General features: G+C 44.7%; 24 protein-coding genes and 2 tRNA genes. 8 read left to right on the forward strand and 18 right to left on the reverse strand.

Annotation, left to right across the window (positions count from 1 at the left end):
• Positions 1 to 150: 150 nt before the first annotated feature.
• From kynU to PATL_RS14970, 3 genes are all read right to left on the reverse strand, one after another.
• Entirely contained in the window at positions 151 to 1,395 is a 1,245-nt protein-coding gene (gene kynU, locus PATL_RS14960; protein ID WP_011575685.1) for a kynureninase, read from the reverse strand.
• On the reverse strand, positions 1,395 to 2,318 hold the full coding sequence (locus PATL_RS14965; protein ID WP_011575686.1) for an alpha/beta hydrolase family protein: 924 nt from the start codon (positions 2,316 to 2,318) through the stop codon (positions 1,395 to 1,397). The genes kynU and PATL_RS14965 overlap by 1 nt, the downstream gene beginning before the upstream one ends.
• A gap of 176 nt (positions 2,319 to 2,494) precedes the next feature.
• Positions 2,495 to 3,679, reverse strand: a complete 1,185-nt coding sequence (locus tag PATL_RS14970; RefSeq protein WP_011575687.1) for a thiolase family protein — start codon at positions 3,677 to 3,679, stop codon at positions 2,495 to 2,497.
• A gap of 279 nt (positions 3,680 to 3,958) precedes the next feature.
• Between PATL_RS14970 and PATL_RS14975 the strand changes: the two genes are divergently transcribed.
• The 6 genes from PATL_RS14975 (at position 3,959) to PATL_RS15000 (ending at position 10,990) form a co-directional block, all read left to right on the forward strand.
• Positions 3,959 to 4,354, forward strand: a complete 396-nt coding sequence (locus PATL_RS14975; protein ID WP_011575688.1) for a MerR family transcriptional regulator — start codon at positions 3,959 to 3,961, stop codon at positions 4,352 to 4,354.
• The gene (locus tag PATL_RS14980; protein ID WP_006993598.1) at positions 4,351 to 5,520 is read left to right on the forward strand and encodes an isovaleryl-CoA dehydrogenase; all 1,170 of its coding nucleotides are present in this window, start codon (positions 4,351 to 4,353) and stop codon (positions 5,518 to 5,520) included. Before PATL_RS14975 ends, PATL_RS14980 begins: the two co-directional genes overlap by 4 nt.
• A 90-nt stretch (positions 5,521 to 5,610) precedes the next feature.
• Positions 5,611 to 7,218 carry a carboxyl transferase domain-containing protein gene (locus PATL_RS14985; RefSeq protein WP_011575689.1) on the forward strand — a complete coding sequence of 536 codons (1,608 nt, stop codon included), beginning with the start codon at positions 5,611 to 5,613 and terminating at the stop codon, positions 7,216 to 7,218.
• A 12-nt stretch (positions 7,219 to 7,230) separates the two neighbouring features.
• Positions 7,231 to 8,052: an enoyl-CoA hydratase/isomerase family protein gene (locus PATL_RS14990; protein WP_011575690.1), complete on the forward strand. Its 822-nt coding sequence runs from the start codon at positions 7,231 to 7,233 to the stop codon at positions 8,050 to 8,052.
• A complete protein-coding gene (locus PATL_RS14995) occupies positions 8,049 to 10,076 on the forward strand; it encodes an acetyl/propionyl/methylcrotonyl-CoA carboxylase subunit alpha (RefSeq protein ID WP_011575691.1) in 2,028 nt (675 codons plus the stop codon). The genes PATL_RS14990 and PATL_RS14995 overlap by 4 nt, the downstream gene beginning before the upstream one ends.
• On the forward strand, positions 10,073 to 10,990 hold the full coding sequence (locus PATL_RS15000; protein ID WP_011575692.1) for a hydroxymethylglutaryl-CoA lyase: 918 nt from the start codon (positions 10,073 to 10,075) through the stop codon (positions 10,988 to 10,990). Before PATL_RS14995 ends, PATL_RS15000 begins: the two co-directional genes overlap by 4 nt.
• Positions 10,991 to 11,029: 39 nt before the next feature.
• Here the strand turns inward: PATL_RS15000 and PATL_RS15005 are convergent, their stop codons facing one another.
• Both PATL_RS15005 and PATL_RS15010 read right to left on the reverse strand, forming a co-directional pair.
• Positions 11,030 to 11,440: a hypothetical protein gene (locus tag PATL_RS15005; RefSeq protein ID WP_011575693.1), complete on the reverse strand. Its 411-nt coding sequence runs from the start codon at positions 11,438 to 11,440 to the stop codon at positions 11,030 to 11,032.
• Between the two features lie 145 nt (positions 11,441 to 11,585).
• Positions 11,586 to 12,125 (reverse strand): SRPBCC family protein, encoded by a 540-nt coding sequence (locus tag PATL_RS15010; RefSeq protein WP_011575694.1) that lies wholly within the window; start codon positions 12,123 to 12,125, stop codon positions 11,586 to 11,588.
• Positions 12,126 to 12,577: 452 nt separating this feature from the next.
• Between PATL_RS15010 and glgC the strand changes: the two genes are divergently transcribed.
• Complete coding sequence (glgC, locus tag PATL_RS15015) at positions 12,578 to 13,840, forward strand: glucose-1-phosphate adenylyltransferase (RefSeq protein ID WP_011575695.1); 1,263 nt, start codon at positions 12,578 to 12,580, stop codon at positions 13,838 to 13,840.
• A gap of 65 nt (positions 13,841 to 13,905) precedes the next feature.
• On the opposite strand, the gene PATL_RS15020 is transcribed toward glgC, so the two are convergent.
• The gene (locus PATL_RS15020; RefSeq protein WP_011575696.1) at positions 13,906 to 14,745 is read right to left on the reverse strand and encodes an alpha/beta fold hydrolase; all 840 of its coding nucleotides are present in this window, start codon (positions 14,743 to 14,745) and stop codon (positions 13,906 to 13,908) included.
• A 27-nt stretch (positions 14,746 to 14,772) separates the two neighbouring features.
• On the reverse strand, positions 14,773 to 16,098 hold the full coding sequence (locus PATL_RS15025; RefSeq protein ID WP_011575697.1) for a spinster family MFS transporter: 1,326 nt from the start codon (positions 16,096 to 16,098) through the stop codon (positions 14,773 to 14,775).
• 256 nt (positions 16,099 to 16,354) lie between these two features.
• Here PATL_RS15025 and PATL_RS15030 point away from each other — a divergent pair, with 256 nt between their 5' ends.
• Positions 16,355 to 17,167, forward strand: a complete 813-nt coding sequence (locus tag PATL_RS15030) for an acyl-CoA thioesterase (RefSeq protein WP_011575698.1) — start codon at positions 16,355 to 16,357, stop codon at positions 17,165 to 17,167.
• 106 nt (positions 17,168 to 17,273) lie between these two features.
• Here PATL_RS15030 and PATL_RS15035 read toward each other — a convergent pair whose 3' ends face one another.
• The 11 genes from PATL_RS15035 to ruvB all read right to left on the reverse strand — a co-directional run bounded on the left by PATL_RS15035 (position 17,274) and on the right by ruvB (position 25,755).
• A complete protein-coding gene (locus PATL_RS15035; protein WP_011575699.1) occupies positions 17,274 to 18,119 on the reverse strand; it encodes an HDOD domain-containing protein in 846 nt (281 codons plus the stop codon).
• A gap of 401 nt (positions 18,120 to 18,520) precedes the next feature.
• Positions 18,521 to 18,596: transfer RNA gene (locus PATL_RS15040), tRNA-Lys, on the reverse strand.
• Between the two features lie 35 nt (positions 18,597 to 18,631).
• Positions 18,632 to 18,707: transfer RNA gene (locus tag PATL_RS15045), tRNA-Lys, on the reverse strand.
• 240 nt (positions 18,708 to 18,947) lie between these two features.
• Positions 18,948 to 19,703 (reverse strand): tol-pal system protein YbgF, encoded by a 756-nt coding sequence (gene ybgF / locus PATL_RS15050; RefSeq protein WP_011575700.1) that lies wholly within the window; start codon positions 19,701 to 19,703, stop codon positions 18,948 to 18,950.
• Positions 19,704 to 19,714: 11 nt separating this feature from the next.
• Entirely contained in the window at positions 19,715 to 20,275 is a 561-nt protein-coding gene (gene pal / locus PATL_RS15055) for a peptidoglycan-associated lipoprotein Pal (RefSeq protein WP_011575701.1), read from the reverse strand.
• Between the two features lie 46 nt (positions 20,276 to 20,321).
• The gene (gene tolB, locus PATL_RS15060) at positions 20,322 to 21,677 is read right to left on the reverse strand and encodes a Tol-Pal system beta propeller repeat protein TolB (protein ID WP_011575702.1); all 1,356 of its coding nucleotides are present in this window, start codon (positions 21,675 to 21,677) and stop codon (positions 20,322 to 20,324) included.
• Positions 21,677 to 22,573 carry a cell envelope integrity protein TolA gene (tolA, locus tag PATL_RS15065; protein WP_011575703.1) on the reverse strand — a complete coding sequence of 299 codons (897 nt, stop codon included), beginning with the start codon at positions 22,571 to 22,573 and terminating at the stop codon, positions 21,677 to 21,679. The genes tolB and tolA overlap by 1 nt, the downstream gene beginning before the upstream one ends.
• 13 nt (positions 22,574 to 22,586) lie before the next feature.
• Positions 22,587 to 23,009, reverse strand: a complete 423-nt coding sequence (tolR, locus tag PATL_RS15070; RefSeq protein WP_011575704.1) for a protein TolR — start codon at positions 23,007 to 23,009, stop codon at positions 22,587 to 22,589.
• Positions 23,010 to 23,021: 12 nt separating this feature from the next.
• A complete protein-coding gene (gene tolQ, locus PATL_RS15075) occupies positions 23,022 to 23,732 on the reverse strand; it encodes a protein TolQ (RefSeq protein ID WP_011575705.1) in 711 nt (236 codons plus the stop codon).
• On the reverse strand, positions 23,722 to 24,144 hold the full coding sequence (ybgC, locus tag PATL_RS15080) for a tol-pal system-associated acyl-CoA thioesterase (protein ID WP_011575706.1): 423 nt from the start codon (positions 24,142 to 24,144) through the stop codon (positions 23,722 to 23,724). Before ybgC ends, tolQ begins: the two co-directional genes overlap by 11 nt.
• A 603-nt stretch (positions 24,145 to 24,747) precedes the next feature.
• On the reverse strand, positions 24,748 to 25,755 hold the full coding sequence (gene ruvB, locus PATL_RS15085) for a Holliday junction branch migration DNA helicase RuvB (protein WP_011575707.1): 1,008 nt from the start codon (positions 25,753 to 25,755) through the stop codon (positions 24,748 to 24,750).
• Positions 25,756 to 25,774 lie beyond the last annotated feature (19 nt).

Here is a 25,774-nt window from a genome sequence, read left to right on the forward strand (position 1 = left end):
CTCAGTTCTTTGCATTGCCCATTAGGCCTTCGAGACTGTTTCGCGCTCTAAAGTATTTCGATGTATTGACCAAAACTCGTTCAACAAAGTGACAATGCCCCTAATGTATTTTCGTATTAACGATTAGAGCAGCGGATGATTTCACCTGCGCTAAGTTACTTTATTTTGCTTGTTGTACTGTGCTTGAAGATAGACTTTTTGCTGAATAACCTGTGTGAGATTCTGCACGCTGGTCAGAATGTCTTGGTAGCGTAAATACAGAGGAGTAAAGCCAAACCGTAAAATATTCGGTGCTCTAAAATCGGCTATCACACCAAACTCGATTAATGCCTGACAAATCCCATGAGCGTGTTCATGTTTAAATGCCAATTGGCTACCTCTGTCTTTCGTCGCTCGTGGCGATACTAGTACTAAATCAGATAGCGCCACCTCGGCTTCCACTAGCGCAATAAACAATTCACTTAACGCCTCTGATTTTTCACGTATTTGCTGCATCTTCACATCAGAAAATACCTCAAGTGCAGCATCTAATACACTCATAGATACCACATTTGGCGTACCACATAGATATTGAGTAATATTACCCGCTTGCTCATAACCTTGTGCAAAAGCAAAAGGTTGCTTATGCCCCATCCATCCCTTCAGCGGCTGAGATACCTGAGCTTGAAGGCGTTTGGCTACGTAAACAAATGCCGGTGCGCCAGGCCCTCCGTTAAAGTATTTATAACCGCACCCCACAGCAAAATCTACGTCACATTCATCAAGCGCGATAGGCAACGCCCCCGCGCTATGAGCGAGATCCCATATCACTAAAATTCCTTGCTCATGCGCTAAGTGCGTTATGCGCTGCATATCCAGCAAGCGACCAGTGCGAAAATCAACCTGAGTCAGCATTAAAACTGCCACTTCAGAAGTAAGAGCTTCTTCTAGCGTGTCTTCGTCAACCGTTTTAAGATAACAATGACTCTCGCCCAACAGTGATGTAAGCCCTTCAACCATGTACAAGTCAGTAGGAAAATTCCCCGCTAAAGAAAGTACCTGAGAGCGATTTTTTTGTAGCGTCACCGCACTGGCAAGTACTTTGAACAAATTGATAGAGGTAGAATCACAGCAAATCACCTGCTCTGGTGCTGCGCCAATGAGTGGCGCAATTTTTTCACCTACGGTTGTCGGTAGGTCAATCCACGAATGTGTGTTCCAACTGGTAATGAGATCGTTGGCCCACTGATGCTCTAACACTTCTTTACCACGCAGCGCTGCAGCAGTTGGCATGGCTCCTAGAGAGTTGCCATCTAAATAAACAGTATCAGCAGGAAGCGTAAACGCTTCACGCTTTTCAGCCAAAGGGTCTATCAAATCCCATTGTGCTATTTGCTCTTCACTGATGTTTTCCATTATTCACTGACCCGTTGTTTTAACGCTGATAAAAAAACTTGATACGCATTTGTCTGAGGATGGATCCAATCAAAGTGCCCTGCCCCCTTTACAATTTGATATTCAAAATCACTCTTCAGTGCTTGGCTCTGCTCGACTATTTCATCAGCACTGCCATGCAATAAGAGTGAATGCTCTGTTAGCGCGTAATGATCGGGCGAGCCTGAAGCGTAAGCTTCTGGCTTTTGCTCAGCACTGCCACCAAAAAAAGCAGGCGTAGCAGTTTGACAACTGTTATTACCTTGTGAATAACGAACCACATCAACAATAGCAGCTAAACCGATGACGCCTAGCAACTTGGCCCCGCCCTTAAATACCTGTCGTTCTGGGGCGCTGGCCAATAACGCCAAATGTCCGCCTGCTGAATGCCCGACCAAAATCACCTTGTTTAAGTCAATCGGATAATCCTTAAAGGTTTGCGCGAAACTCACTCCTTTTAAGACGTCATTCAAGCTACCAGGCCAACCGCCGCCATCATCGCCTGTGCGGCGATACTCTACAGACCAAACCGCGTATCCCTCTTTTGTCAACGCTTGGCTAAACGCCTCGCTATGATCAACGCTGAAAGCGTTAAGCCAACAGCCACCGTGAACAAAAACGACTAATGGTGCAGTATCTTCAACCTCTTTACCCCGCACATTTTCCGGCAGATACAATTGTCCATACTGTAATTCATCACTGCCATATGCGATTTTTTCACTGGCATTGGGCGCTACATCTAACGCCATCACTTGCGCAAAGCTTACATTTTGCAAAGTGGTAGTCTTTAAGACCTCAGCATTTTTTAGTACCTGCTCTTGCTCTGTTGTGTGCTTCGGTAAACTTGAGGTACAAGCCACCACAAAAAATACGAATAGCGGGAAAAGGCTGTACGAAATTTTCATTATCTCTCTATAGCATTTATGCGTAGTTATCTTATCGAATGGCAGAAGTAGAACAGATGCAGGTAAAAATTTGAAGCGTTGAGGAACAACTAAAAGAATGTCGGCAATGACAGAGGGAAGATGCTGGTAGCGCGATTACACCACCAGCGTATATATGAGGTAAAAGAAGCGCGATATTAAACTAGCATTTCAAACGCTATCGCGGTCGCTTCACCACCGCCGATACAAATAGCAGCTACGCCTTTTTTCAGGCTACGCTGCTTAAGTGCATGCAGTAAAGTCACGATAATACGCGCGCCTGAGGCCCCAATCGGGTGACCAAGGGCACATGCTCCACCTTTCACGTTTACTTTAGCGGGATCTAGACCAAGTTTACGCATACCCAACATAGTGACCATGGCAAAGGCTTCGTTGATCTCAAATAAGTCTACATCTTCTTTTGACCAACCCGTTTTCGCGAACAGTTTTTCCATAGCACCAACAGGTGCCACTGTGAAATTCTCGGGCTCAATAGCATTTGAGCTATGCCCAACAATACGTGCTAACGGTGTGTACCCTTTTGCTTTTGCTTCTTCTTCGCTCATGACCAACAACGCAGCAGCACCATCTGAAATAGAGCTAGAATTCGCCGCCGTGACCGTACCGTCTTTCGTGAATGCGGGGCGCAAAGAAGGGATCTTCTCAGGGCGAGCGTTTCCTGGCCCTTCATCGTTTTCAATGACGACCTCACCTTTGCGAGAAGTGATTTTCACCGGTGTAATTTCGTCTTTAAACAACCCATTAGCTATCGCGTCACTGGCCTTAGTTAGCGAGCCTAATGCGAACTCATCCATTTGCTCTCGAGTCACATGCTCTTCGTCAGCTTTAGACTGAGCAAAGCAGCCCATCGCTTTACCGTCATAGGCGTTTTCCAAACCGTCCAGCATCATATGGTCCAACATATGTCCATGCCCCATGCGATACCCCTGCCTCGCTTTGGGTAAGATATACGGCGCATTGGACATACTCTCCATACCACCCGCCACAACCGTCTTAGCACTACCAGACTTAATCAAATCATGGGCAAGCATCACTGCCTTCATACCTGAACCGCACACCTTATTTAACGTTATCGCACCAGTACCAAGTGGCAAACCCGCTTTTATACTCGCTTGACGAGCCGGCGCTTGCCCTAATCCAGCAGGTAAAACACAGCCCATAATGACTTCATCAACAACAGGTGCATCATCACCCGCATCTGTTAATGCCGCTGTAATCACATTTGCACCTAACTCGCAGGCACTCAGTGCTGACAAGCCCCCCATAAACCCACCCATTGGTGTACGTTTAGCACTAACAATCACTACTGAACTGTTACTCATTAATTTACCCCTTATATTTTTGGTACAACTGCATCACTTCAAGACACTAATAATTAAACAATTAATAAATATATAATAAACATTATATTAATGAAAACTACCTATTTATACATCTTCGCGCGTCCGTAGAATATTTTTCATACTTCGATGTTGACGAATTGTAACTCATACTTTACCTTTACGTTAAGTTACTCTTTACGTAAACGTAAAGCAAATATCCATTATTAAACAGAATAAGTAATTGCTGGATAACACATCAATTTGTCACAAGGCTGTTCCATGACTGAAAAATTTTACACCATTGGCGAGTTAGCAAAAGAGCTAGATATCACCTCCCGCTCTATCCGTTTCTACGAAGAGTCAGGGCTACTGAACCCCACCCGTAATGGTCAAAACCGAGTGTACAAGAAAAAAGACAAGGTTCGGCTTAAGCTAATTTTACGCGGCAAACGTTTAGGTTTTTCATTAGCTGAAACTAAAACATTGTTTGATTTATATGACAGCAATCAGAACTCAGAAGCCCAGTTAGAAGCCATGTTGCTGATGACAGAACAAAAACGCGCTGTAATGGATCAGCAACTAGAAGACATTAAAGCCTTAATGATGGAATTAGACGAAGTCGAAGCCCGTTGTAAGGACGAACTCACCACGATTAAGCGAGGACAAATCGCATGAATGCTCCCTATCCAACACTGAACTTCGGCCTAGGTGAAGACATCGATATGTTACGTGACCACGTTTATAACTTTGCTCAAGGGGAAATCGCTCCTTTGGCTGAAAAGTCTGACATCGACAACAGTTTCCCTAACCAGTTATGGCCAAAATTAGGCGAAATGGGACTGCTAGGTGTGACCGTGGCTGAACAATATGGTGGTTCCAACATGGGATATTTAGCCCACGTTGTCGCCATGGAAGAGGTCAGCCGAGCATCCGCAGGAATAGGCTTGAGCTATGGCGCTCATTCCAATTTGTGCGTCAATCAAATTCATAAAAATGGCTCAGATGCACAAAAAGAAAAATACCTACCTAAGCTTGTCAGCGGCGAGCATATAGGTGCATTAGCAATGAGTGAGCCTAATGCTGGCTCAGATGTGGTAAGCATGAAATTGCGGGCCGATAAAAAAGGTGACCATTACGTGCTTAACGGCAATAAAATGTGGATCACAAATGGCCCTGACGCTGACACTTACGTGATTTACGCCAAAACCGATATAAGTGCAGGTTCAAAAGGCATGAGTGCTTTCATCGTTGAACGGGGCACGCCAGGTTTCAGCCAAGCACAGAAGCTTGATAAGCTTGGTATGCGCTCATCCAATACCTGCGAACTTGTATTTGAAGATTGCCCAGTACCAGCCGAGAATTTAATTCGCAATGAAGGCGATGGTGCACGTGTTCTGATGAGTGGCCTTGATTATGAACGCCTCGTTCTCTCAGGTGGCCCTCTTGGCATTATGCAAGCCTGTATGGACTTAGTCGTACCTTACATTCATGACCGCAAGCAGTTCGGTCAATCTATCGGCGAGTTCCAACTAGTTCAGGGTAAAGTTGCTGATATGTATACCCAAATGAACGCAGCGAGAGCTTATGTTTATACAGTAGCTCGCGCTTGTGATCGCGGCGAAACCACGCGTAAAGATGCCGCTGCAGTCATACTGTATTCTGCCGAACTGGCGACTAAAATGGCCCTCGATGCCATCCAATTACTTGGTGGCAATGGGTATATCAATGAGTTTCCTGCCGGTCGTTTATTAAGAGATGCAAAACTATACGAAATTGGAGCCGGTACCTCCGAAATCCGCCGCATGTTGATTGGCCGAGAGCTATTTAAAGAGTCAGCGTAAAGCGGAGTTTCACGTCAAAAAACGAACCCTAACTATCACACTTCCATCGCGCCATCGTTGATTCGGTGGCCATTAAATTGGAGCAATAACGTGCCCCGAATTATCAGTAAAATAAACGCCAAAGCCCAAGAGTTTGCCGACAATGCAGCGCACATGCAGGGGCAAATTGATGATTTAAATAACAAGATAGCTTTAATAAAACAGGGAGGCGGCGATAAAGCCAATAAACGCCATACCGATCGCGGTAAATTACTGCCTCGCGACCGAATCAATGCGCTACTCGATGCAGGCTCCCCTTTTCTAGAGATATCGCAACTGGCTGCATGGGAAGTCTATGAAGACTATGTGCCCAGTGCAGGTGTCATTGCAGGGATAGGCCGAGTATCTGGCATCGAATGCATGATTGTCGCGAACGACGCGACGGTCAAAGGCGGTACTTATTACCCGTTAACGGTGAAAAAGCACTTACGTGCGCAAACCATAGCTCAGCAGAACAATTTGCCCTGTGTCTACCTAGTAGACTCAGGCGGCGCTAACTTACCTCGCCAAGACGAAGTCTTTCCCGACCGTGAACATTTCGGGCGTATTTTCTTCAACCAAGCGAACATGTCGGCGCAAAATATTCCGCAAATAGCTGTGGTCATGGGAAGTTGCACCGCAGGCGGTGCTTACGTACCAGCGATGGCAGACGAGTCCATTATCGTCAAAAACCAAGGCACTATATTTCTTGGTGGCCCCCCTTTAGTTAAAGCGGCAACCGGCGAAGTGGTCACCGCACAAGAGTTAGGCGGCGGTGACGTGCACTGCAGAACATCTGGTGTGGTGGACCATTTGGCCAATAACGATCAGCACGCTTTGCACATAGCCAGAGACGCTATTACACGGTTAAACCGAACAAAACCAATAGCATTAGACGTTAAGCCCAGCGTTGAACCTGCATACCCCAAAGAAGACATCTACGGCATTATACCTAAGGATTCACGCCAGCCTTATGATGTGCGCGAAGTGATTGCTCGCGTAGTTGATGGCTCTGAATTTGATGAATTTAAGGCTCTTTATGGTAATACTTTAATTTGCGGTTTTGCACGCATCTTCGGCTATCCAGTAGGTATTATCGCCAACAATGGCATTTTATTTAGTGAATCAGCTCAAAAAGGAGCGCACTTCATTGAGCTATGTGCCCAGCGTAAAATCCCCTTAGTGTTTTTACAAAATATCACTGGCTTCATGGTCGGCAAACAATACGAGGCCGGTGGCATTGCTAAGCATGGCGCAAAAATGGTCACCGCGGTCGCCTGCGCTAAGGTCCCTAAATTCACAGTACTCATTGGTGGTAGCTTTGGTGCCGGTAATTACGGTATGTGTGGTCGGGCGTATGACCCGCGCTTTATGTTCATGTGGCCAAATGCACGTATTTCGGTAATGGGTGGTGAACAAGCCGCCGGCGTGTTATCGCAAGTTAAACGCGAACAACGGGAGCGCGTCGGTGAAACTTGGAGCCAAGAGGAAGAGTTGCAGTTTAAACAACCCATAGTCGATACCTACGAGCATCAAGGGCACCCTTATTATGCATCAGCCCGTCTTTGGGATGATGGCGTGATAGACCCCGCCGACACACGCATGGTGTTGGGCCTGTGCATTTCAGCTAGCTTAAATAAACCCATTGAGGACACCCAGTTTGGGGTGTTCAGAATGTAAGGTGCATTGAATATGGATCCTAAAATGAGCCAAACTAATTCCCCCTCTTCACAGTATGTGCTTTGCGACATTGATGAGCGTGGTGTTGCCACTGTCACCCTTAATCGCCCTGAAGTGCACAATGCATTTGACGATGTTCTCATAGCAGCTCTAACCGAGACATTCAGCCGGTTAGACTCTGATAATACTGTAAGGGCTGTCGTTCTCGCATCGACTGGCAAGAGCTTCTGCGCTGGGGCGGACCTAAACTGGATGAAGCGCATGGCAAGCTATTCATATGAGCAAAACCTCAATGATGCAAATGCATTGGCAACCATGCTGCATACCTTAAATTCGCTATCAAAACCGACCATAGCCCGGGTGCAAGGTGCTGCCTTTGGCGGGGCTATAGGCTTAATTGCCTGCTGCGATATGGCTGTGGGCAGTAAACTGAGCAAGTTTTGCCTAAGCGAAGTCAAGCTTGGTTTAATACCCGCCACTATTAGCCCATATGTTATTCAAGCTATTGGCGAGCGAAACGCTAGGCGTTATTTCACGACCGCTGAAGTATTTTCATCACGTAGAGCAAGACGCATTGGACTACTCAGTGAAAGCGTGACCGAAGAAGAGCTAGATAGCACAATTGAATCTCTCCTGGAGCATATTCTGAAGAATGGTCCGCACGCGGTTTCTGCAGCCAAACAATTGATAACAGACGTGGCAAATCGCGTCCCTGATACAGCGCTTAGAAACATGACAAGCGAACGCATAGCCAATACCCGGGTATCATCTGAAGGCCAAGAAGGCCTCGGTGCTTTCTTACAAAAACGTCGACCTAATTGGTATATCTCATGATTAAAAAACTTCTAATTGCCAACCGTGGCGAAATTTGCTGCCGCATTATCAACACGGCCAAACGTATGGGTATCCAAACCGTTGCGCTTTATTCTGATGCTGATAAGAACGCGTTGCATGTAAAAATGGCCGACGAAGCGATACATATTGGCCCTTCACCATCTAACCAAAGTTATTTAAAAGTGGATAAGGTCCTTGCTGCCGCTAAAGCAACCGGCGCGGATGCTATCCACCCTGGTTATGGGTTTCTATCTGAAAACGCTGAATTTGCCAAAGCCTGTGCAGATAACAATATTATCTTTGTGGGCCCGCCTGTTGAAGCAATTGACGCAATGGGCTCAAAATCTGCGGCTAAACACATTATGCAACAGGCCAATGTGCCCTTAGTGCCAGGGTACCACGGCGACGACCAGTCACCGGCGCTGATAAAAAAACACGCCGATGACATGGGCTATCCCGTATTACTCAAAGCAGCTGCCGGTGGTGGTGGTAAAGGAATGCGCCAAGTTTGGAGCGAGGATGAATTTGATGACGCATTAGCCGCAGCTAAACGTGAAGCGATGTCGAGTTTTAATGACGACATAATGTTAGTTGAAAAGTACTTAACCCAACCGCGTCACGTTGAGGTACAAGTTTTTTGTGATCACCATGGAAATGGTGTGCATATATTTGAGCGCGACTGTTCAGTGCAAAGACGTCATCAAAAAGTCGTTGAAGAAGCCCCCGCGTTTAAGATGCCCCCTGAATTACGTGTAGCTATGGGCGATGCGGCGTTAAAAGCCGCCCAAGCCATTAACTATGTAGGTGCAGGTACTGTCGAGTTTCTGCTCGATACGGATGGCAGCTTCTACTTTATGGAAATGAATACTCGCTTGCAGGTGGAACATCCGGTCAGTGAGATGATTTCAGGGCAAGATTTGGTGGAATGGCAACTGCGGGTCGCCGCCAATGAAACCTTGCCCAAAACACAAGACGAATTACATATTAATGGGCATGCATTTGAGGCACGAATCTACGCCGAGGATCCAGATAATGAGTTCCTGCCTGCCACAGGTACACTTCATCTATTAGAAACACCACAAGAATCAGAACATGTACGCATTGATAGCGGTGTGGTTCAGGGTGATGAGGTATCGGTTTATTATGATCCCATGATCGCTAAGTTGATTGTGTGGGATACAGATCGAGAACGTGCTTTAGCACGTTTAAGTCAGTCTTTGGCTGAATATCGTATTGATGGTGTGATAACAAATATTCCATTCCTGCGCAGCCTTATTGACACCCAAGCGTTTAAAGATGAAGAGATCGATACCCGTTTTATCGAAACTCACCACGATGAGATTTTTAACAAAGATAAGCAAACCCACGAGCATCAAATACTGAATTTGGCCATGTACTTATCATTAAATGAACAAGCTATCACCTCTCCTAGTAATCAAGATAGTCAGTCTCCATGGGGATCCGTAAGTGATTGGCGAGCAAACGAACGTTATCAAAGCCGCTACTGCATCCAGATGCATGGTGAGGCTTATGAAACTGTGGTTGAACGGATAAAAAGTGACAACCACGCCCCCCATCAGCAGGGTACATTTATTGTTAAATTAGGGGATCAAACTTATCAGTGCGAAGGGCAATTAGCAGGCAATCGATTACTGGCAACCGTTAATGGGCATAGTGAGAGCGTCACCATCAATAGAATTGACCATGACTACGCGCTCTTTCACGCCAATGGCATGACGAGATTCAGGCATATCCAGAAAGACTTAGGTGTTGCTGATGAAAACGACCAGCACGGTGCTTTCGTAGCGCCAATGAACGGCACGGTAGTGACCCTTTTAGTTAAGCCAAAGCAAAACGTTAAAAAAGGTCAAACCTTAATGATAATGGAAGCCATGAAAATGGAACATGCCATTAAAGCAACGCAAAATGGTCAAGTGCAGGAATTCTACTATCAGGCTGGCGAATTAGTCGATGGCGGTGCAGCCTTATTAGACTTTGTAGCTGATGAGGAGCCTTTATCATGATGAGTGCTTTACCAAGTAAAGTAAAAATAGTTGAAGTAGGTCCGCGAGATGGCTTGCAAAATGAGAAAGCGAGTATTGATTTAGTCACTAAAGTAACTTTGATTGAGGCGCTTGCCAAATCAGGTCTAAGCATGATTGAGACAGGCAGCTTTGTATCACCTAAGTGGGTGCCACAAATGGCTGACTCAGCCCAAGTCTTCGCGGCAATAAATCGCCAAGACACCGTAATTTACAGTGCATTAACGCCTAATCTAACAGGATTTGAAGCAGCGCTAGAAGCAGGCGCTGATGAAGTCGCTATTTTTGGTTCTGCTTCTGAATCCTTTTCACAAAAAAATATAAACTGCTCAATTGCTGAGAGTCTAGCGCGTTTTGAACCGGTTATTGCTGCGGCGAAAGCTAAAAATATAAAAGTACGTGGTTATGTGTCGTGCGTTCTGGGATGCCCCTACGAAGGAGAGATAGCGCCTGCCAATGTGGCCAGTGTGGCTAAAACCTTGTTCGAGATGGGCTGCTATGAAATTTCGTTAGGCGACACGATAGGCGTAGGCACTCCTATAGCCACACAAATAATGCTCAATGCCGTATTAGATGTGGTCCCCCTCTGCGCTGTTGCGGTGCATTTTCACGATACCTACGGTCAAGCTTTAGCGAATATTTTGGTGGCGTTACAATTGGGGATCAACGTAGTTGATAGCGCGGTAGCCGGCCTAGGCGGATGCCCCTATGCCAAGGGTGCATCAGGTAATGTAGCCACTGAAGACGTGGTTTACATGTTACATGGAATGGGCATTGCCACAGGTATTGATTTATCAATGTTAGCCAAGGCAGGACAAGACGTGTGTACGAAGTTAGGCATAAACTCTGTATCAAAAGTGGCAAACGTTTACGCCAATAAAGCCCTAACTCAGTAACCTCCCCCTTGCCGAGACGTAACCATACCAGCAGATCGCTCAGGGCGAAGCGTGGATGATCTGCTGTATTAACCACCATTTTGCCTGCTCTTTATTCGGAAAGAAACGATAACGCTCGCCAGCGTCGTCATAGATTAATCCAAGGTGGCGTTTTGAAAACTCTGGCGTTGCAGAGTGCTCGATAATCAAAGCGGATGCCACTCGCCCCAACGTTTTTTGTTCACGAATTGCTTTTGACATAAAGGCAGCAGCGTCTGGTACGTAAATCGGATCGCCTCTAAGTACAACCAAAGCCCCCCATGGGCCAACACTTAATTGCTTCAGTAAAGGCGCCACCTCTAATTCAGCCTCGACCACAGATTCTAAATTCCATGGACCACAGCCCTCAACGAACAATATGTTTTCTTCTATATCAAGTTCAACACTGCCATGGGTTGGAAATCGACTCATATACTTCCTTAAATCAATACCTTATTGAACAGTTCAACGTTAAAAGCGCGCACATTAACCTGCGATAGCGTTGAAAGCCATTTACACCCTTTACGAGCAAAGAAAACCTATCGCTCGGCAAAATGTCACCGGTAAGTCGATGCGTTCACCGCGTTTGTTGAAACTCAGCCTCTGCAATAACTTTAAGGTTCTCTAAGCCCATTTGTAGGTCTTCACCGATCATTCGGTCCATAAAAAACGCCACATAGTGTAACAACGGATTAGCCCCAACGTCGCCATAATCGTGCCAAATAACGACCGTTTCTCCCTCTTTATCTCGTAAGGTTAGCTCACCGGTTGAGCCAACTCCCATATCAGGAAAAACAAGGGTATATATGAATCGCTGGTTTTCTTCTATGGCCACAATCTCCATTTCGCCATTACCTTGGCTTTCACTTTGCCAAGTAGATTTCATACCAACTGAGGAATCAGGGCCTGCGTAAGCCACTTGCATATCAGGGTCGCGTTCAAACCAGACTCCCCAATGCTGCCACTTCTTTAAATCTTTCACATGTTTAAAAATAATATCTGCAGGAGCTTCAATTCTGATGGTTCTAACCACTTTAAATTCGGATGGTAACAACCATCCGACCACCACAAAAAACATCAGTATTGCAGCGATCCCAATTGCCATTTTTTTCAACATGCTCTTTCCCCTTCACTCACCGGCGGCTTTTATAACATTTTTTTAACTTTTTCATTAATTGCGACTACATACTGTACATAAAACAATCAAAAAATCTATGCAAATCAGAAATATGCCATAGGTTTGCATTGTAAAGCGAGAAGAAAAGCAACCTGTTTGGCGAAAATTAGATCATGCTTCCATCGCTATATAGCTGCACTAATAGTAGTGTTTTTGCCCTGTGCACAAAACAGAGTGTTCTTTTATTGTACAGATTCAGTTTTTAACGGCTTCAAACGTTACTAATATGTAAAAAGACATAATAAATCAGCTGGAAGCAAATTGAATTTCAAGCGGGCCCGTGACACACTGAAGTTCACAGTATCTGATGACGTACACTTTACGCTCCGTGATTCTGTGTTTCCTGCGCAACGAGAACGTCTAAAAATCAAATAAGAATGGAGTCAAGTGTTATGCCCAATCCAAGCCCACGTTATATTAGCAACCTGACCCGAGATACCTACGCCCTGATTTTAGCTGGCGGAAGAGGCTCCCGACTACACGAACTGACCGACTGGCGGGCTAAACCCGCTTTATATTTTGGAGGAAAATTTAGAATAATCGACTTTCCACTATCTAACTGCATTAATTCCGGTATTAAACGCATAGGGGTGGTAACCCAATATAAATCTCATTCATTGATCCGACACCTTGTCAGGGGTTGGGGACATTTTAGAAAAGAACTAGGTGAATCAGTTGAGATATTACCTGCTTCTCAACGCTCTTCAGGCAATTGGTATGAAGGAACTGCCGATGCGGTATTCCAAAATATCGATATTATTCGCGATGAAATTCCTAAATACGTGATGATTTTATCCGGTGACCACATATACAGCATGGATTATGCGAACATTCTTGCTCATCATGTGGAATCTGGCGCGAAAATGACTGTCAGTTGTATGCCTGTACCTATAGAAGAAGCTGCTGGTGCATTTGGGGTCATGTCTGTAGACGAAGATTATCGTATTCTTGGATTTGAAGAAAAACCTGAGAATCCGACTCCTTTGCCTAACGACCCTACCCGTTGTCTTGCCTCTATGGGTAATTACGTTTTCGACACTGAGTTTTTGTTTGAGCATTTAAAACATGATGCGCAAAACGAAGGCTCAGAGCGTGACTTTGGCAAAGATATCATTCCGTCGATTATTAAGGATCACCCGGTATTCGCTTATCCATTTTCAAACGACGATGGTGAAGTCTCTTACTGGCGTGATGTGGGTACATTAGACTCATTTTGGTTGGCCAACATGGAATTGGTATCGCCCAAACCTCCCCTTAATCTTTACGATAAAAAGTGGCCTATTTGGACGTATCAAGAACAGTTGCCCCCCGCTAAGTTTGTCTGGGAAGAATACAACCGCTGCGGCGCGGCCATTGATTCCGTGGTCAGTGGTGGTTGCATAATATCTGGGGCAACCGTGCGCAAGAGTTTGTGCTTTTCTAACGTCCACGTTCACTCCTACAGTGAAATTGAAGAATCAGTACTGTTACCGGATGTAGAAATAAAGCGAAATTGTAAAATCAAGAAAGCAATTATCGATCGTGGTTGTATCGTGCCTGAAGGCACTGTCATTGGTCATAACCATGATGAAGACCGAGCAAGGGGCTTCAGAGTCACAAACAAGGGTGTTGTGTTAGTTACCCGAGAAATGTTAGGTCTGAAAGTCGGAATATGATGAATATATAGAAAAAGTTGCCCACAAAAAAACCAGATTCAGTCTGGTTTTTTTGTGCCCTAACGTTACTTATCTGTGGCGACCGCCGTATTACTATCAGACGTTTCTGCGCGCCAGGCGTCAATTGTTCGGTTTATTAACTCAGCCGTTTCTACCGGTGACTCCAAAGGAAACATATGCCCGCCGCTAAACACCTCATGAGTGAGATGATTAGCCTTAATAAATGGCCTAATACGACGCTCAGTACACACATGGGTTTGAGAGCCCGTGACCAGTAGCGCTGGGCAGGTAAGTTTCCCATAGTACTTATATATATCGTGAGGAAGGTTTCTGAAAATAGAAGCCTCGACCTCAGGTTCAAAATGCAGGTGTCGGTGTTGCTCTTGAACGTGCGTTACACTGCTAACATAATCCGCAATGCAGTCACTATCCATATTTTTAAACAGCGCTCTAGCTTGAAAGTAGGCCACTAAATCTTCATCTTTTCCCCACTGTTTACAGCGCGTTGCTGTTTTACCCGCGGGGGTTATCTTGTCAATTAACGGTGTGGCTTTGGCTCCCCTAAAGAAGACGCGAGTTAAGCCCGTGATCATGGGCGGATCAAGCATAATCAACCCCTTGAATAAATCAGGACGGGTACATGCAGCCATATAAGACACCACCCCACCAAATGAATGCCCTATGCCGTAAACGGGCTGATTTTCGGTAGATTCAATATGGGTGATTAACTCTTGGGTTTGATTGCCCCAGTTTTTAGAGATTGGAAACCGGTTAGTATGGCCAAATTTTTCTATAGCAGACACGCAATAGTCGCTATTGAGCGCGCTAAATAACTTACGGTAACTCCCTGCTGGGAAGCCATTTGCATGGGCAAAATGCAGATGCACATTGTTATTTTGTTCCAACCTTATCCCCTTAAATTCATAGTAGCTCTATCCGTTACGTTTCTCTGCAGCAGCCCAATCAGCAGGGATTTTGCGAGCGGTCCATATGAAAGCGACAATAGCCAAAACATAGGGTACTGAAACAGCCGACAAGGATAAACGCAAAGCTTCCACTTCACCATGCTCAGCAGTTAACGATTTACTCAAAATTCCGATGAAAGTAGGACCACCGCCCAGTGCAATAATGTTTAAGACAAAGAAGAATAAGGCAGTCGACATAGCACGCACCTTAACCGGTGCCAGTGTTTGCGCCAAGGCAAACGATGGCCCCAAATAAAAACCACTGGTAAATAGCAGCACCGTCAGCAGTATCAGAGACGTGTTTAAATCAGTAACCTGCACAGAGTAAATATATGCAGGCACACCAACTAAAAGCCCAAGAGCAGGCACCCAACCGTACGCCCCTCTGTTAGTTTTACCCCATTTATCTGTGATTGCTCCACCGAACCAAACGCCAAACGCATAAGCAGTGCCGTTGATAATACCCACTTTGATTAGCAGGCTAGTCAAGTCCAAGTTCGGATAGGCGCGTAAATAGAAGTCCATCATCCAAGTAGAAATCGCATAACTTCCAAATGAGGCTAAAGAAATCGCAATACACATGCCCCACCACGACGGTATTGTTAACAGTACTTTGATGGACTGCCAGGAAGGTGTTTTAGCCGCCGCGGAATGTAAGTTCCCTCCCCTAGGCGGCTCCTTTATCGTTAACTTAAGTAAAATAGCGAGTAGTACCCCAGGGATACCCACACTGAGCATGACAAGCCGCCAGTTAGCATCCCCACCTTTTAAAATAAAAGCGGAAGCAAAAAACGCCAGCATGATCCCAAATGGGATCCCTAACGAATAAATCGCTAACGCACCTGCACGTTTCTCTTTAGGGTAAAGGTCAGACAAGATAGAGTGAGAAGGTGGACTACCACCCGCTTCACCGATCCCCACACCAATTCTCGCAATGGCAAGTTGCGTATAGGTCGTAGCCATACCTGACAGTGCGGTAAAACCACTCCAAAGCGTGAGGGAAATCGCAACGATGTTAACGCGACTATAGCGGTCTGCTAACCAAGCAATAGGAATTCCCACCACCGTGTAAAGCACCGCGAAATAGAGCCCTTTTAACCAGCCTAATTGCGCGTCATTTAAACCCAAGTCAGCTTTAATAAAGGGCGATAAAATACCGATGATTTGTCGGTCGATAAAATTAAAGGCATAAACCAAGGTCAATATTGTTAATACGTAGGTACGATAAGGTTTGCTCACCTGATTAAAATCTTCCTGCTGAACAACAGGGCTTTCGCTGGTATTCACTGTCATTACTGCTCCCTCAATTTAGATATTCTGCCCACAATAAATACCCTCATAGTAATCTTGTCGGTGTCTACATAACAAGCCATTTTGTATCAATAATGTAAAATAAATGTAAACATAACAAACACTTATATACCCATATAACACGAGCAAATTGTTCTATTGAATAGCTAGGATGTTAGAATTTTTACGTGGTAGAATTGCCTACAGACATCCGACCAGTTCTGCTATGCGTGCAGACCCAACATAAGTGACTGGATTTATGCATATTGATGACCTTATCGACGCGACAAATCACTATATCAATAGTGATGAACAAGATAGAGCCCAACTCACTATCCCTAAAGAATGGGCCCAAGGACGCACCGCATATGGTGGTTTAACTGGCGCCTTGGTATATAGCGCTATCCGTCAAAAAGTCAGTAACGATCGAGTACTTAGATCGTTTGCATGCAATTTTGTCGGCCCAGTTATGACTGAGGCATCCTTTGACATCGAAGTTGAAATATTGCGAGAAGGTAGGAATGTTACGCAAGTGATAGGTAAGGCAATTCAAGATGGTAAGGTATGCGTGATGGTGCAAGCTGCCTTTGGTGTTTCACGAGACTCAAAAATTGATGTACGCAATACTGATACACATGCAATGCGAGCCCCTACCAAAGCAGATTTTCTGCCTCAAATCCCTAAGATTACGCCTAAGTTTTTACGCCATATAGACTTGGCTAGACAAGGTGGAGGCCTGCCCTTTACAGGAAGTAAAGAAAGCAAAATTGATGGTTGGATGCGATTTACTAAACCACCAAAAGAACTAACTGATGCCCATCTAATCGCTCTTATCGATGGATGGCCACCCACCACTTTGCAAATGCTTAAATGGCCAGCACCCGCTAGTACTATGAGTTGGAACATAGAATTTATTTACCCTCATTACACCTTTTCCCCTAAAGACTGGTTTGCCTATCAAGTGCGCACACGTCAAGCCGCAGATGGCTACGCACAAACTGAAGCGAATATATGGGATACCCGAGGGCAGTTAATTGCAATCAGTAGACAAACCATTGCAGTGTTTGATTAGTGAGATTAAGCCATATTGAACACCACTAAAAAGAGCGCTGATAAGCGCTCTTTTTTTATCCTACTCGTAACTAGTTAGTTCTCTACGGGATAAGGTTCAGCTCAATTTAGTAAATGCTAAAGGTTGACGGGCTAAAAATAGCCAAGGTACTGATCAGCTGCATATTGGTAAAATCGAGCGCCGCGTCCAAGTCTTCGTCATCTAAGTCGAGGATTTCATATTGCGCAGGTTCGATATTATCGAGTCGATTATAGATCTCACTGTATACGTTATTGAGCGCCAAACCAGACGCAAGCTGCAGTATTTTCTCTTCATGACTTTGCGCTTTGTGCAAAGAAGCATGCTGGTGGGCAATAGGCGCATAAATTTCACTGGGGATCCCCCAAAGCTTGAGCAATTCAGCGCTTATTTGCGCGTAGCTCAAACCAAGATACTTATTCTGCAAGGTGACAGGGCAATGCTCCGCCGAAAATGAACTGCACTGCGTTGCTACGTCGGGTGTAAGCTGCAACACGGCTAATTCGCCAATATTGTGTAGTAAACCGCACACAAACATCTTATCGGGATTTTTAGCGGACGTCTCTTGGGCAATATATTTTGCTAACAAGCCACAGCTCACCCCTAGCTCCCAAAAAACACTGAAGTCCACCTCACTGTCATTCATATCTTTAAAAGCGTGTGAGATGCCGTACGCGAGCACTAAATCATAAACTGAGTCTGTTCCTATGACTTGAATCGCTTTATTAACGGTGGTTATCACTGTGGGAAATTTGTATAAGGCGCTGTTAGCTATTTTCAAAATTTGCGCTGCAATCGCCGGATCGTAATTTATGACCTCTGCCACTTCGTTGATAGAAGCACTGCCATCATCAATAAGCTGTTTTATTTTTGTGACTGAGTCAGGCAATACAAACAAATCACCTGCTTTTTCGGCATACTCAAGAGCATTCATACGCACGTTTATCCTTAATTTGATTATGTAAGAGTGTAAGTCAACCCATCTCTAATGTTCAAGATTAATACATCTAGCGCTATGTAAATAGAAAAATGAAGAATAGTTACAAGGTAAATTAAATTCCATCGGTAAAACCTTGCTCAATTAATACTAAAGTATAATCATACAGAGACACAGTACCGACTAATCAACCTTAAAGAAAGCGAATAACTGATGACGAAATTTTAATCAGAACCGAACGCTTTGCAAAGAAGTAAAATTGCAGATTGATTTAAGCACCACAAGAATAGCGATTACAGAACACAAGCACGTCGAAGATCTATCGATACAAAAATAAAATAGAGTGTTTTAGCAAAATGGGAAATATAACGAAGAGATACAATAAACTGGATATTAGATGGTGGGTCGTGCTGGATTCGAACCAGCGACCAATTGATTAAAAGTCAACTGCTCTACCAACTGAGCTAACGACCCATCTAATTGTAACGCTTTGAATTGTTTGATTTAACTGGTGGGTCGTGCTGGATTCGAACCAGCGACCAATTGATTAAAAGTCAACTGCTCTACCAACTGAGCTAACGACCCATCAAATTAAATCTAACTGCAAATCAACTAAGGGAAAATATACCTTTCTTGCTTTGCTTCTCGTCTCTCGGTGACGAGGGCGCATATAATACTGAATTCGAAACTTCATGCAACCTTAAATTAAGCTTTATTTTCATAATTCGTATCGTTTGCTGAAAAAGCATACAAAACGCATGTTGTGCGGTTATTTTTTACGCTAAAGCGAAGCATTAACACTAATAAAATAAGGAATGCCGTTATCTATTTAACGGCATTTAATTTAATTTCAGCCAGTTTCCTTGCTGAAGAAGTCGGGTATTCCGTTAACACTTTTTTCCATAATTGTTCTGCTCGGGCAATATTTGAACGCTCTTGCTCACAAATACCTAATTTCAACATGGCATCTGCGCGCTTCGAAGAATCCGGAAATTGATTCATCAATGTTTCAAACTGATTTGCCGCTGCCGCCCAATCTTGTTTATTAAATAACAATTGCCCTAACCAGTAATGCGCATTTGAGGCATAACTTGAATTAGGGAAGTTTTGCAAGAAGGATTGGAACTCAGGAATAGCATCATCATACAGCTTGTCTTTTAAGATAAGGTTGACAGCTTTATCATACGCTTGATCTTCATTCAGGCTAGTTTGAGAGCTAGGTTGGCTAACTTGATTAGTCTGATTAAACTCGTCAGTGGCTCCACTGCCATTTTGCGTCATCACAGCAGCAATGCGTTTATCAATCTCTAAATACAGCTCTCGTTGACGCTCTAATATCCGCTCTAGTTGATAATTATGCTTCTCAATACTGCCACGTAACTCATTCACTTCATTCTGAAGCAAATCCAGCTGCTCCTGAACGCGATGTTGCTGCGCTGTACGTGTATTAAAAAGGCGCTCTAAGGTGGTTAGACGTGACTCTGTACTGCCACTGCTTACATCCGCTACAGGCGCAGGAGCCGCATTTACTGCGGCTCCAAATATCGCTGTCAGAGTAAGCGCAAGAATGCGTTTATTCATAAATCCAACTTTTATTGATATACAAGAACACCACGACGGTTTTCAGCAAATGCAGCTGCAGTGCCTGATGTATCAACTGGCTTTTCTTCGCCATATGAAACAACAGAAACTTGAGATGCGCTCACACCAGCATTCATCAAGTATGTCTCAACTGATTTAGCACGGCGTTCACCTAACGCAATGTTGTATTCAGGCGTACCGCGGTTATCACAATGGCCTTCAATAACTACTGCTTGGCCTGGGTTTTTCACCAAGAATGCAGCGTGTTGATCAAGCAAAGAGTAATACTTAGAACTGACGCTTGAACGGTCGAAATCAAAATAAACAACCTGATCTTCCATCAATGCACTTTTTTCTTTCTGCATGACTTCTTCAGGAGACAACATAGGCTTCATATTGCCTGCTTGCACTTTTGCTTCTTCTGCCGCCTTGCGATCAGCTTCAGCTTGGGCAGCAGCAACACGGTTACTCTCTGCGGCTAACTCTTCTTCGCTAGGACCTGATGAACAAGCAACCATTGTCACAATAGGTAGTGCAAGTGTGATGCCTTTGAATATTTTGCTAAGTTGCATTTTCTAATTCCTTATTATTATCAAATTTATAAATAGGTTGAACTTGTTACAACAAAAATGGAGACCAACTTGGCGACTTAACCTGCCCATCAGAAGCGGGTAAACGCGCCTTAAAGCGACCATCCAAGGAAACCAAGGATAAAACTTGCTTGCCTTGGTGTAACGTACTGTAAATAATCATACTTCCATTTGGTGCAATACTCGGGGATTCATCCAAATAGGTTTTGGTTAATACCTGAATATTTCCGTTTTCTAAATCCTGAGCGGCAATATGGTAGTTCCCTCTGGTACGGTTGACCATAACCATGCGACCGCCGTCTGGGGTGATGGTTCCCCCAAGGTTCATTTCGCCATCAAACGTTACCCTTCTGACGTTGTTACTGGCTAAATCTACGCGATATATTTGCGGTTTACCACCCCGTTCGGAACTAAATATCAAGCTCTTACCATCGGGTGTCCAGCTCGGTTCCGTGTCTATCGCTCGGTTGCGAGTTATCCGCTCTAGGCGTTTAGAAGCCACGTCCATCACGTAAATCTCTGGGTTACCGTCTTTCGATAACACCATGGCTAATTGCCTACCGTTGGGTGAGAAAACCGGCGCACTGTTTATGCCAGGAAAATCGGTCATTTGCGTTCGGCTCATGGTGTATAAGTCTTGAATGTATATCTGTGAGCGCTTATTTTCAAATGTGACATAAGCCAGCTTGGTCCCGTCAGGCGACCAAGAAGGTGACATCAAAGGCTCTTTAGAGCGCAGTAACATCGTCTCGTTAACACCGTCATAGTCTGCAACAACGAGCTGATAAGGAAACTCATTGGTTTTACGGTCCCGCACAACAACGTAAGCAATACGCGTCATAAAGGCGCCCTTCTCACCCGTTAATTTTTCGTACACCACATCACTGATGCGATGAGCGTATTGTCTAAATCCTTGGCCTGTAATAACAGTCTGGCGGCTATCTAAAATATGGTCGTTACTGTTGGTTAATTTACCACCGCTTAATGCCCGCGCATTGCCACCGGTGATTTGACCTCTAATAGCGTCGACTAATGTGAAGTTAACACGATAACGATCAGGGCCTTCAGGGGTGACCGAACCCACCAAAATAGCTTCGACGCCGGTTGCTGCCCAAGCACTATAATCCAATTCATTGTCGTTATGAGGTTGCCCTGGCATGTCAGTGCTATCGATAGGGCTAAACTTACCGCTTCGTAATAGGTCGCCGCTAACCACTTCGGATAAGCTTTCTGGCATTTGGCCTGGGCCATTCCATTTGAATGGCACAATGGCAATTGGTCGCGCAGAATCGATTCCTTCGGTGATCACAATTTCCAAACTCGCCTGGCTAGATGCAGTGAGCACTACACTTAAAAATGTTAAAACACGGGTCAATCTTGTCATTATAAATCGGGCTCTACAGTTAAATTAATATCACGGAGCTTCTCATACACATCAGCTTCCTTTGATACCGGAAGGGTACCGGCCTTGAAAACAGCAGATTTAGCAGCTCTGCATAAGATAGGATCTCCACCTAGTTCTTTTACCTGAATAACTAAACCAGACGATGCTAAACGGATATTCAACTGGCAGGATTTTCCGCGCATTGAGTTATCTACAATTAGCTGTCGCTGAATAGCTTGATGGATCAGGGCTTGATACTTTTGTACTTCGGTTAATACTTGCTTGCTTCGTCGCTGCTGGCGCACAGCCTGCTCAGCTTCAAGTTGATCTTGCAAGGCACGCTCTTGACGCGCTTTCTCCGCTGCTTCTGCTTTCTTGCGCTGCGCCTCTTTCAAGGCTTTTTCTTCCTTCTCGCGCGCTTCCTTGGCCTTTCTAGCTCGCTCTTCCGCCTTCTTACGCTCTAACTCTTTGCGTTTACGCTCCGCCTCCGCTGCTTTCGCTTTGGCCTTTTCTCGCTCTTGCTTTTTACGCGCAGCAATTGCAGCTTGCTCAGCCTGTTTACGTTCTTCACGTTGGCGCTTGGTGCGTTGCTCTATTTCAACCGCTTCTTGCTCTTGTTGTTTACGCTTGCGTTCAGCCTCGTTCGCACGACGTTCCAGTTCAGCGATTCGGTCTTCTTCAACCTTTTGCTTGCGCTTCTTCTGATCTTCAATCCGCTTAATTTGGTCATCAACCGCGTTGGCATCTACCGCCACGGCCTCTATAACCGGTTGAGATGACGCCATTTCAAGCGTTTCTTGAGGCAACTTAACATCCATGCCTGCAAAGAGAAGCACTCCGAAAACGAGATGCAAACTCAGTGATTTAATCAAAGGTAGCGACAATTTTAACTTCATATCTGCTAAATGCTTATTTCTCAGGAGGGTCAGTCATAAGACCGACAGAAGGCGCACCAGCACGCTGCAAAAGCACCATCAACTGCACTATATTGCTGTACGGCACTGCGCCATCCCCTTTCACCACGACTGGGGTTTCAGGTTCAATTCGCAAATGCGCCGCAACTAACGTGGCCACATCTACAGCTGTCATGGCCTGCTCTTGGTCTTCAGCGATATTCAGGAAGTAATTTCCATCTGCATCAACGGAAGCAATTAGCGGTGGCTTGCTATCATCTTCTAGCGGTTGCGCTTCTGCTTTTGGTAAATCTACCTTAACACCTTGAGTCACAAGCGGTGCGGTTACCATAAAGATAATCAGCAACACCAACATCACATCGATGTAGGGCACAACATTGATTTCAGACACCGGACGACGGCGTTTTCTTACATACATAATCGTTGCCTATTAGCCCTGAGCTGGACCGTTGGTGACGGTATCCGCCTTTGTTACCAGCGACTGACGATGCAATATGCTGGAAAACTCTTCCATAAAGTTACCGTAGTTGTTTTCGAGCTTTTCTACTTGATGGCTGAAACGGTTATAAGCGATAACAGAAGGGATAGCGGCAAACAGACCCATAGCGGTTGCGATCAACGCCTCAGCGATACCAGGCGCCACCATGGCTAGCGTGGCTTGTTGGACTTCACCCAAAGCGATAAACGCATTCATGATCCCCCACACAGTACCAAATAAACCAATATACGGGCTAATTGAGCCCACAGTCGCCAAGAAAGGTAAACGGCTCTCTAATTCGTCAATTTCTCTTGACAAGGAAACACGCATCGCACGGTAAGTACCGTCCATTATCGCCTCAGATGGGGTAGATGACGACTTACGCAAGCGGACAAATTCTTTAAAGCCAGCACAGAATAAACTGGCCATACCTTGCACTGATTCTCGAGCAGCTAATTCTTGATAAAGACGATTTAAATCGACCCCTGACCAAAATTTATCCTCAAATTTTTTCATATCATTTTTTGCACGGCTCAACGCCTGCGAACGCTGAAAAATAAACGTCCAAGATGCCACAGACGCGGCTAATAACAACAACATCACAAGCTGAACTAATAAGCTAGCTTGCCAAAATAATCCAAATATTGATAACTCAGCCGACACGCGAGAATTCCTCTAGTATAAATCCGGGGATGGCGATAGGTTTCATTTGCTGAAGGTCCACGCACGCCACCCTAATTAAAGCACTGACCAAGCGTTGACCACTTGGACTTATTATTGTTTGTTTGAACACCAAACTTGCGCGTTTCAATTCTACTATTTCGCTTTGAATTCTCAATAGTTCATTAAATCGTGCAGGCGCTTGATTGTCCATTTCGACACGTTTGACGACAAAACCGATAGATCGTTCCAATAACCCATCTTGTTCAATCCCCATCGAGCGCAACCACTCTGTTCTGGCGCGCTCTAGAAACTTCAAATAATTCGCGTAATAAACAATTCCGCCTGCATCCGTATCTTCATAATACACCCTTATTTGGTGTTCAAATACTGCTAAGTTTTTCTGCAACGTCACTTTTCCCCCACACTATTACATACCGTCTCCAACCAGCGCATAACTATGCGATGCAAAAGACTAATCATGATGCGCCACTAAAAATTAAAGCATTAAAATTCAAAAAGATAGATCCATTTAACTAAACCCAGCGTTGTAATACAACATAATAAGCGCGACAAATATGCATAGATATTCAATATTTTCGCAAAAATACGTTTATCAAAGATATTTGTAACAAAAAAAATAATAGGTTAAATAACACTCAGTAAAAAATAAACCATTGTTTTTAATGATAAAAATAAAAAGTGACAGGTATTAACAAGTTTTATACAAAATAAGTAAAGACATTACGCATTAGAAAAACTAATCATAAAATGGTAATTTTTCTCAATTGTGGTTCTTCGCGGCGAGGCTATAATGACGTTGTCTTCTCGATTAGCGAATGTTTCCAACCAGGCGTTAATCAGATGCTATGTCGACTCCCTGTTGACTGACATGTTCCCTGGAATTTTATTCCATTCAACTTTATTTGTTGCTTTGCCCGCATAATTTATGCGGGCTTTTTTTTGCCTATTTTTTACGACTTAAAAAGTATTACCACTCCTTTGGCGGTATACAAAATCAATTAGGCTCGTAATCATAACCAAAATGCAAATATGCCCGCTGAGACACAATTCGCCCTCTTGGGGTACGCTGCAAGAACCCTTGTTGAATTAAAAAGGGCTCTATCACATCTTCTATCGTGTCTCGTTCTTCACCAATCGCCGCCGCTAAGTTATCGAGACCCACAGGCCCACCCATAAATTTATCTATGATGGTGGTCAGCAATTTTCGGTCCATGTAGTCAAAGCCTTCTTTATCTACATCCAGCATATCCAGCGCAGCTGAAGCAACGTCACTGCTAATTTCACCGTTTGCTTTTATTTCGGCATAATCTCGTACCCTGCGCAGCAAGCGGTTACTGATTCGCGGTGTACCGCGGGAGCGCTTGGCGATTTCCATCGCGCCTTCCTCGTCTAAATTTAATTCCAGGAAATGGGCAGAACGCTTTACGATTTGGGTTAAATCTTTAATATTGTAAAACTCAAGGCGCTGCACAATACCGAATCTGTCGCGCAATGGTGACGTCAATGAGCCTGCTCGTGTTGTTGCACCAATCAAGGTAAACGGCGGTAACTCAAGTTTAATTGAGCGGGCAGCTGGCCCCTCTCCTATCATGATATCCAGCTGATAATCTTCCATCGCAGGGTACAGAATTTCTTCCACCACTGGGCTCAAACGATGAATTTCATCAATAAACAACACATCGTTTTCTTCTAAATTGGTTAGCAGCGCCGCTAAGTCCCCCGCTTTTTCAAGTACCGGCCCTGAGGTCGTTTTGATACTCACGCCCATTTCGTTTGCCACGATATTCGCCAAGGTCGTTTTGCCTAAGCCTGGGGGGCCAAAAATCAATAAATGATCCAACGCATCACTGCGTTTACGCGCGGCCTGAATAAAGATATCCATTTGCTCACACACATGGTCTTGCCCTGTATAATCCGCCAGCATTTTAGGGCGGATAGCACGATCGATGACTTCATCTTCGCGTAGGGCGGTAGGTTGAATGAGACGATCGGCTTCTATCATGAGAATTATTTAACTTTTG

The organism is Paraglaciecola sp. T6c (genome assembly GCF_000014225.1).
GTDB lineage: Bacteria > Pseudomonadota > Gammaproteobacteria > Enterobacterales > Alteromonadaceae > Paraglaciecola > Paraglaciecola atlantica_A.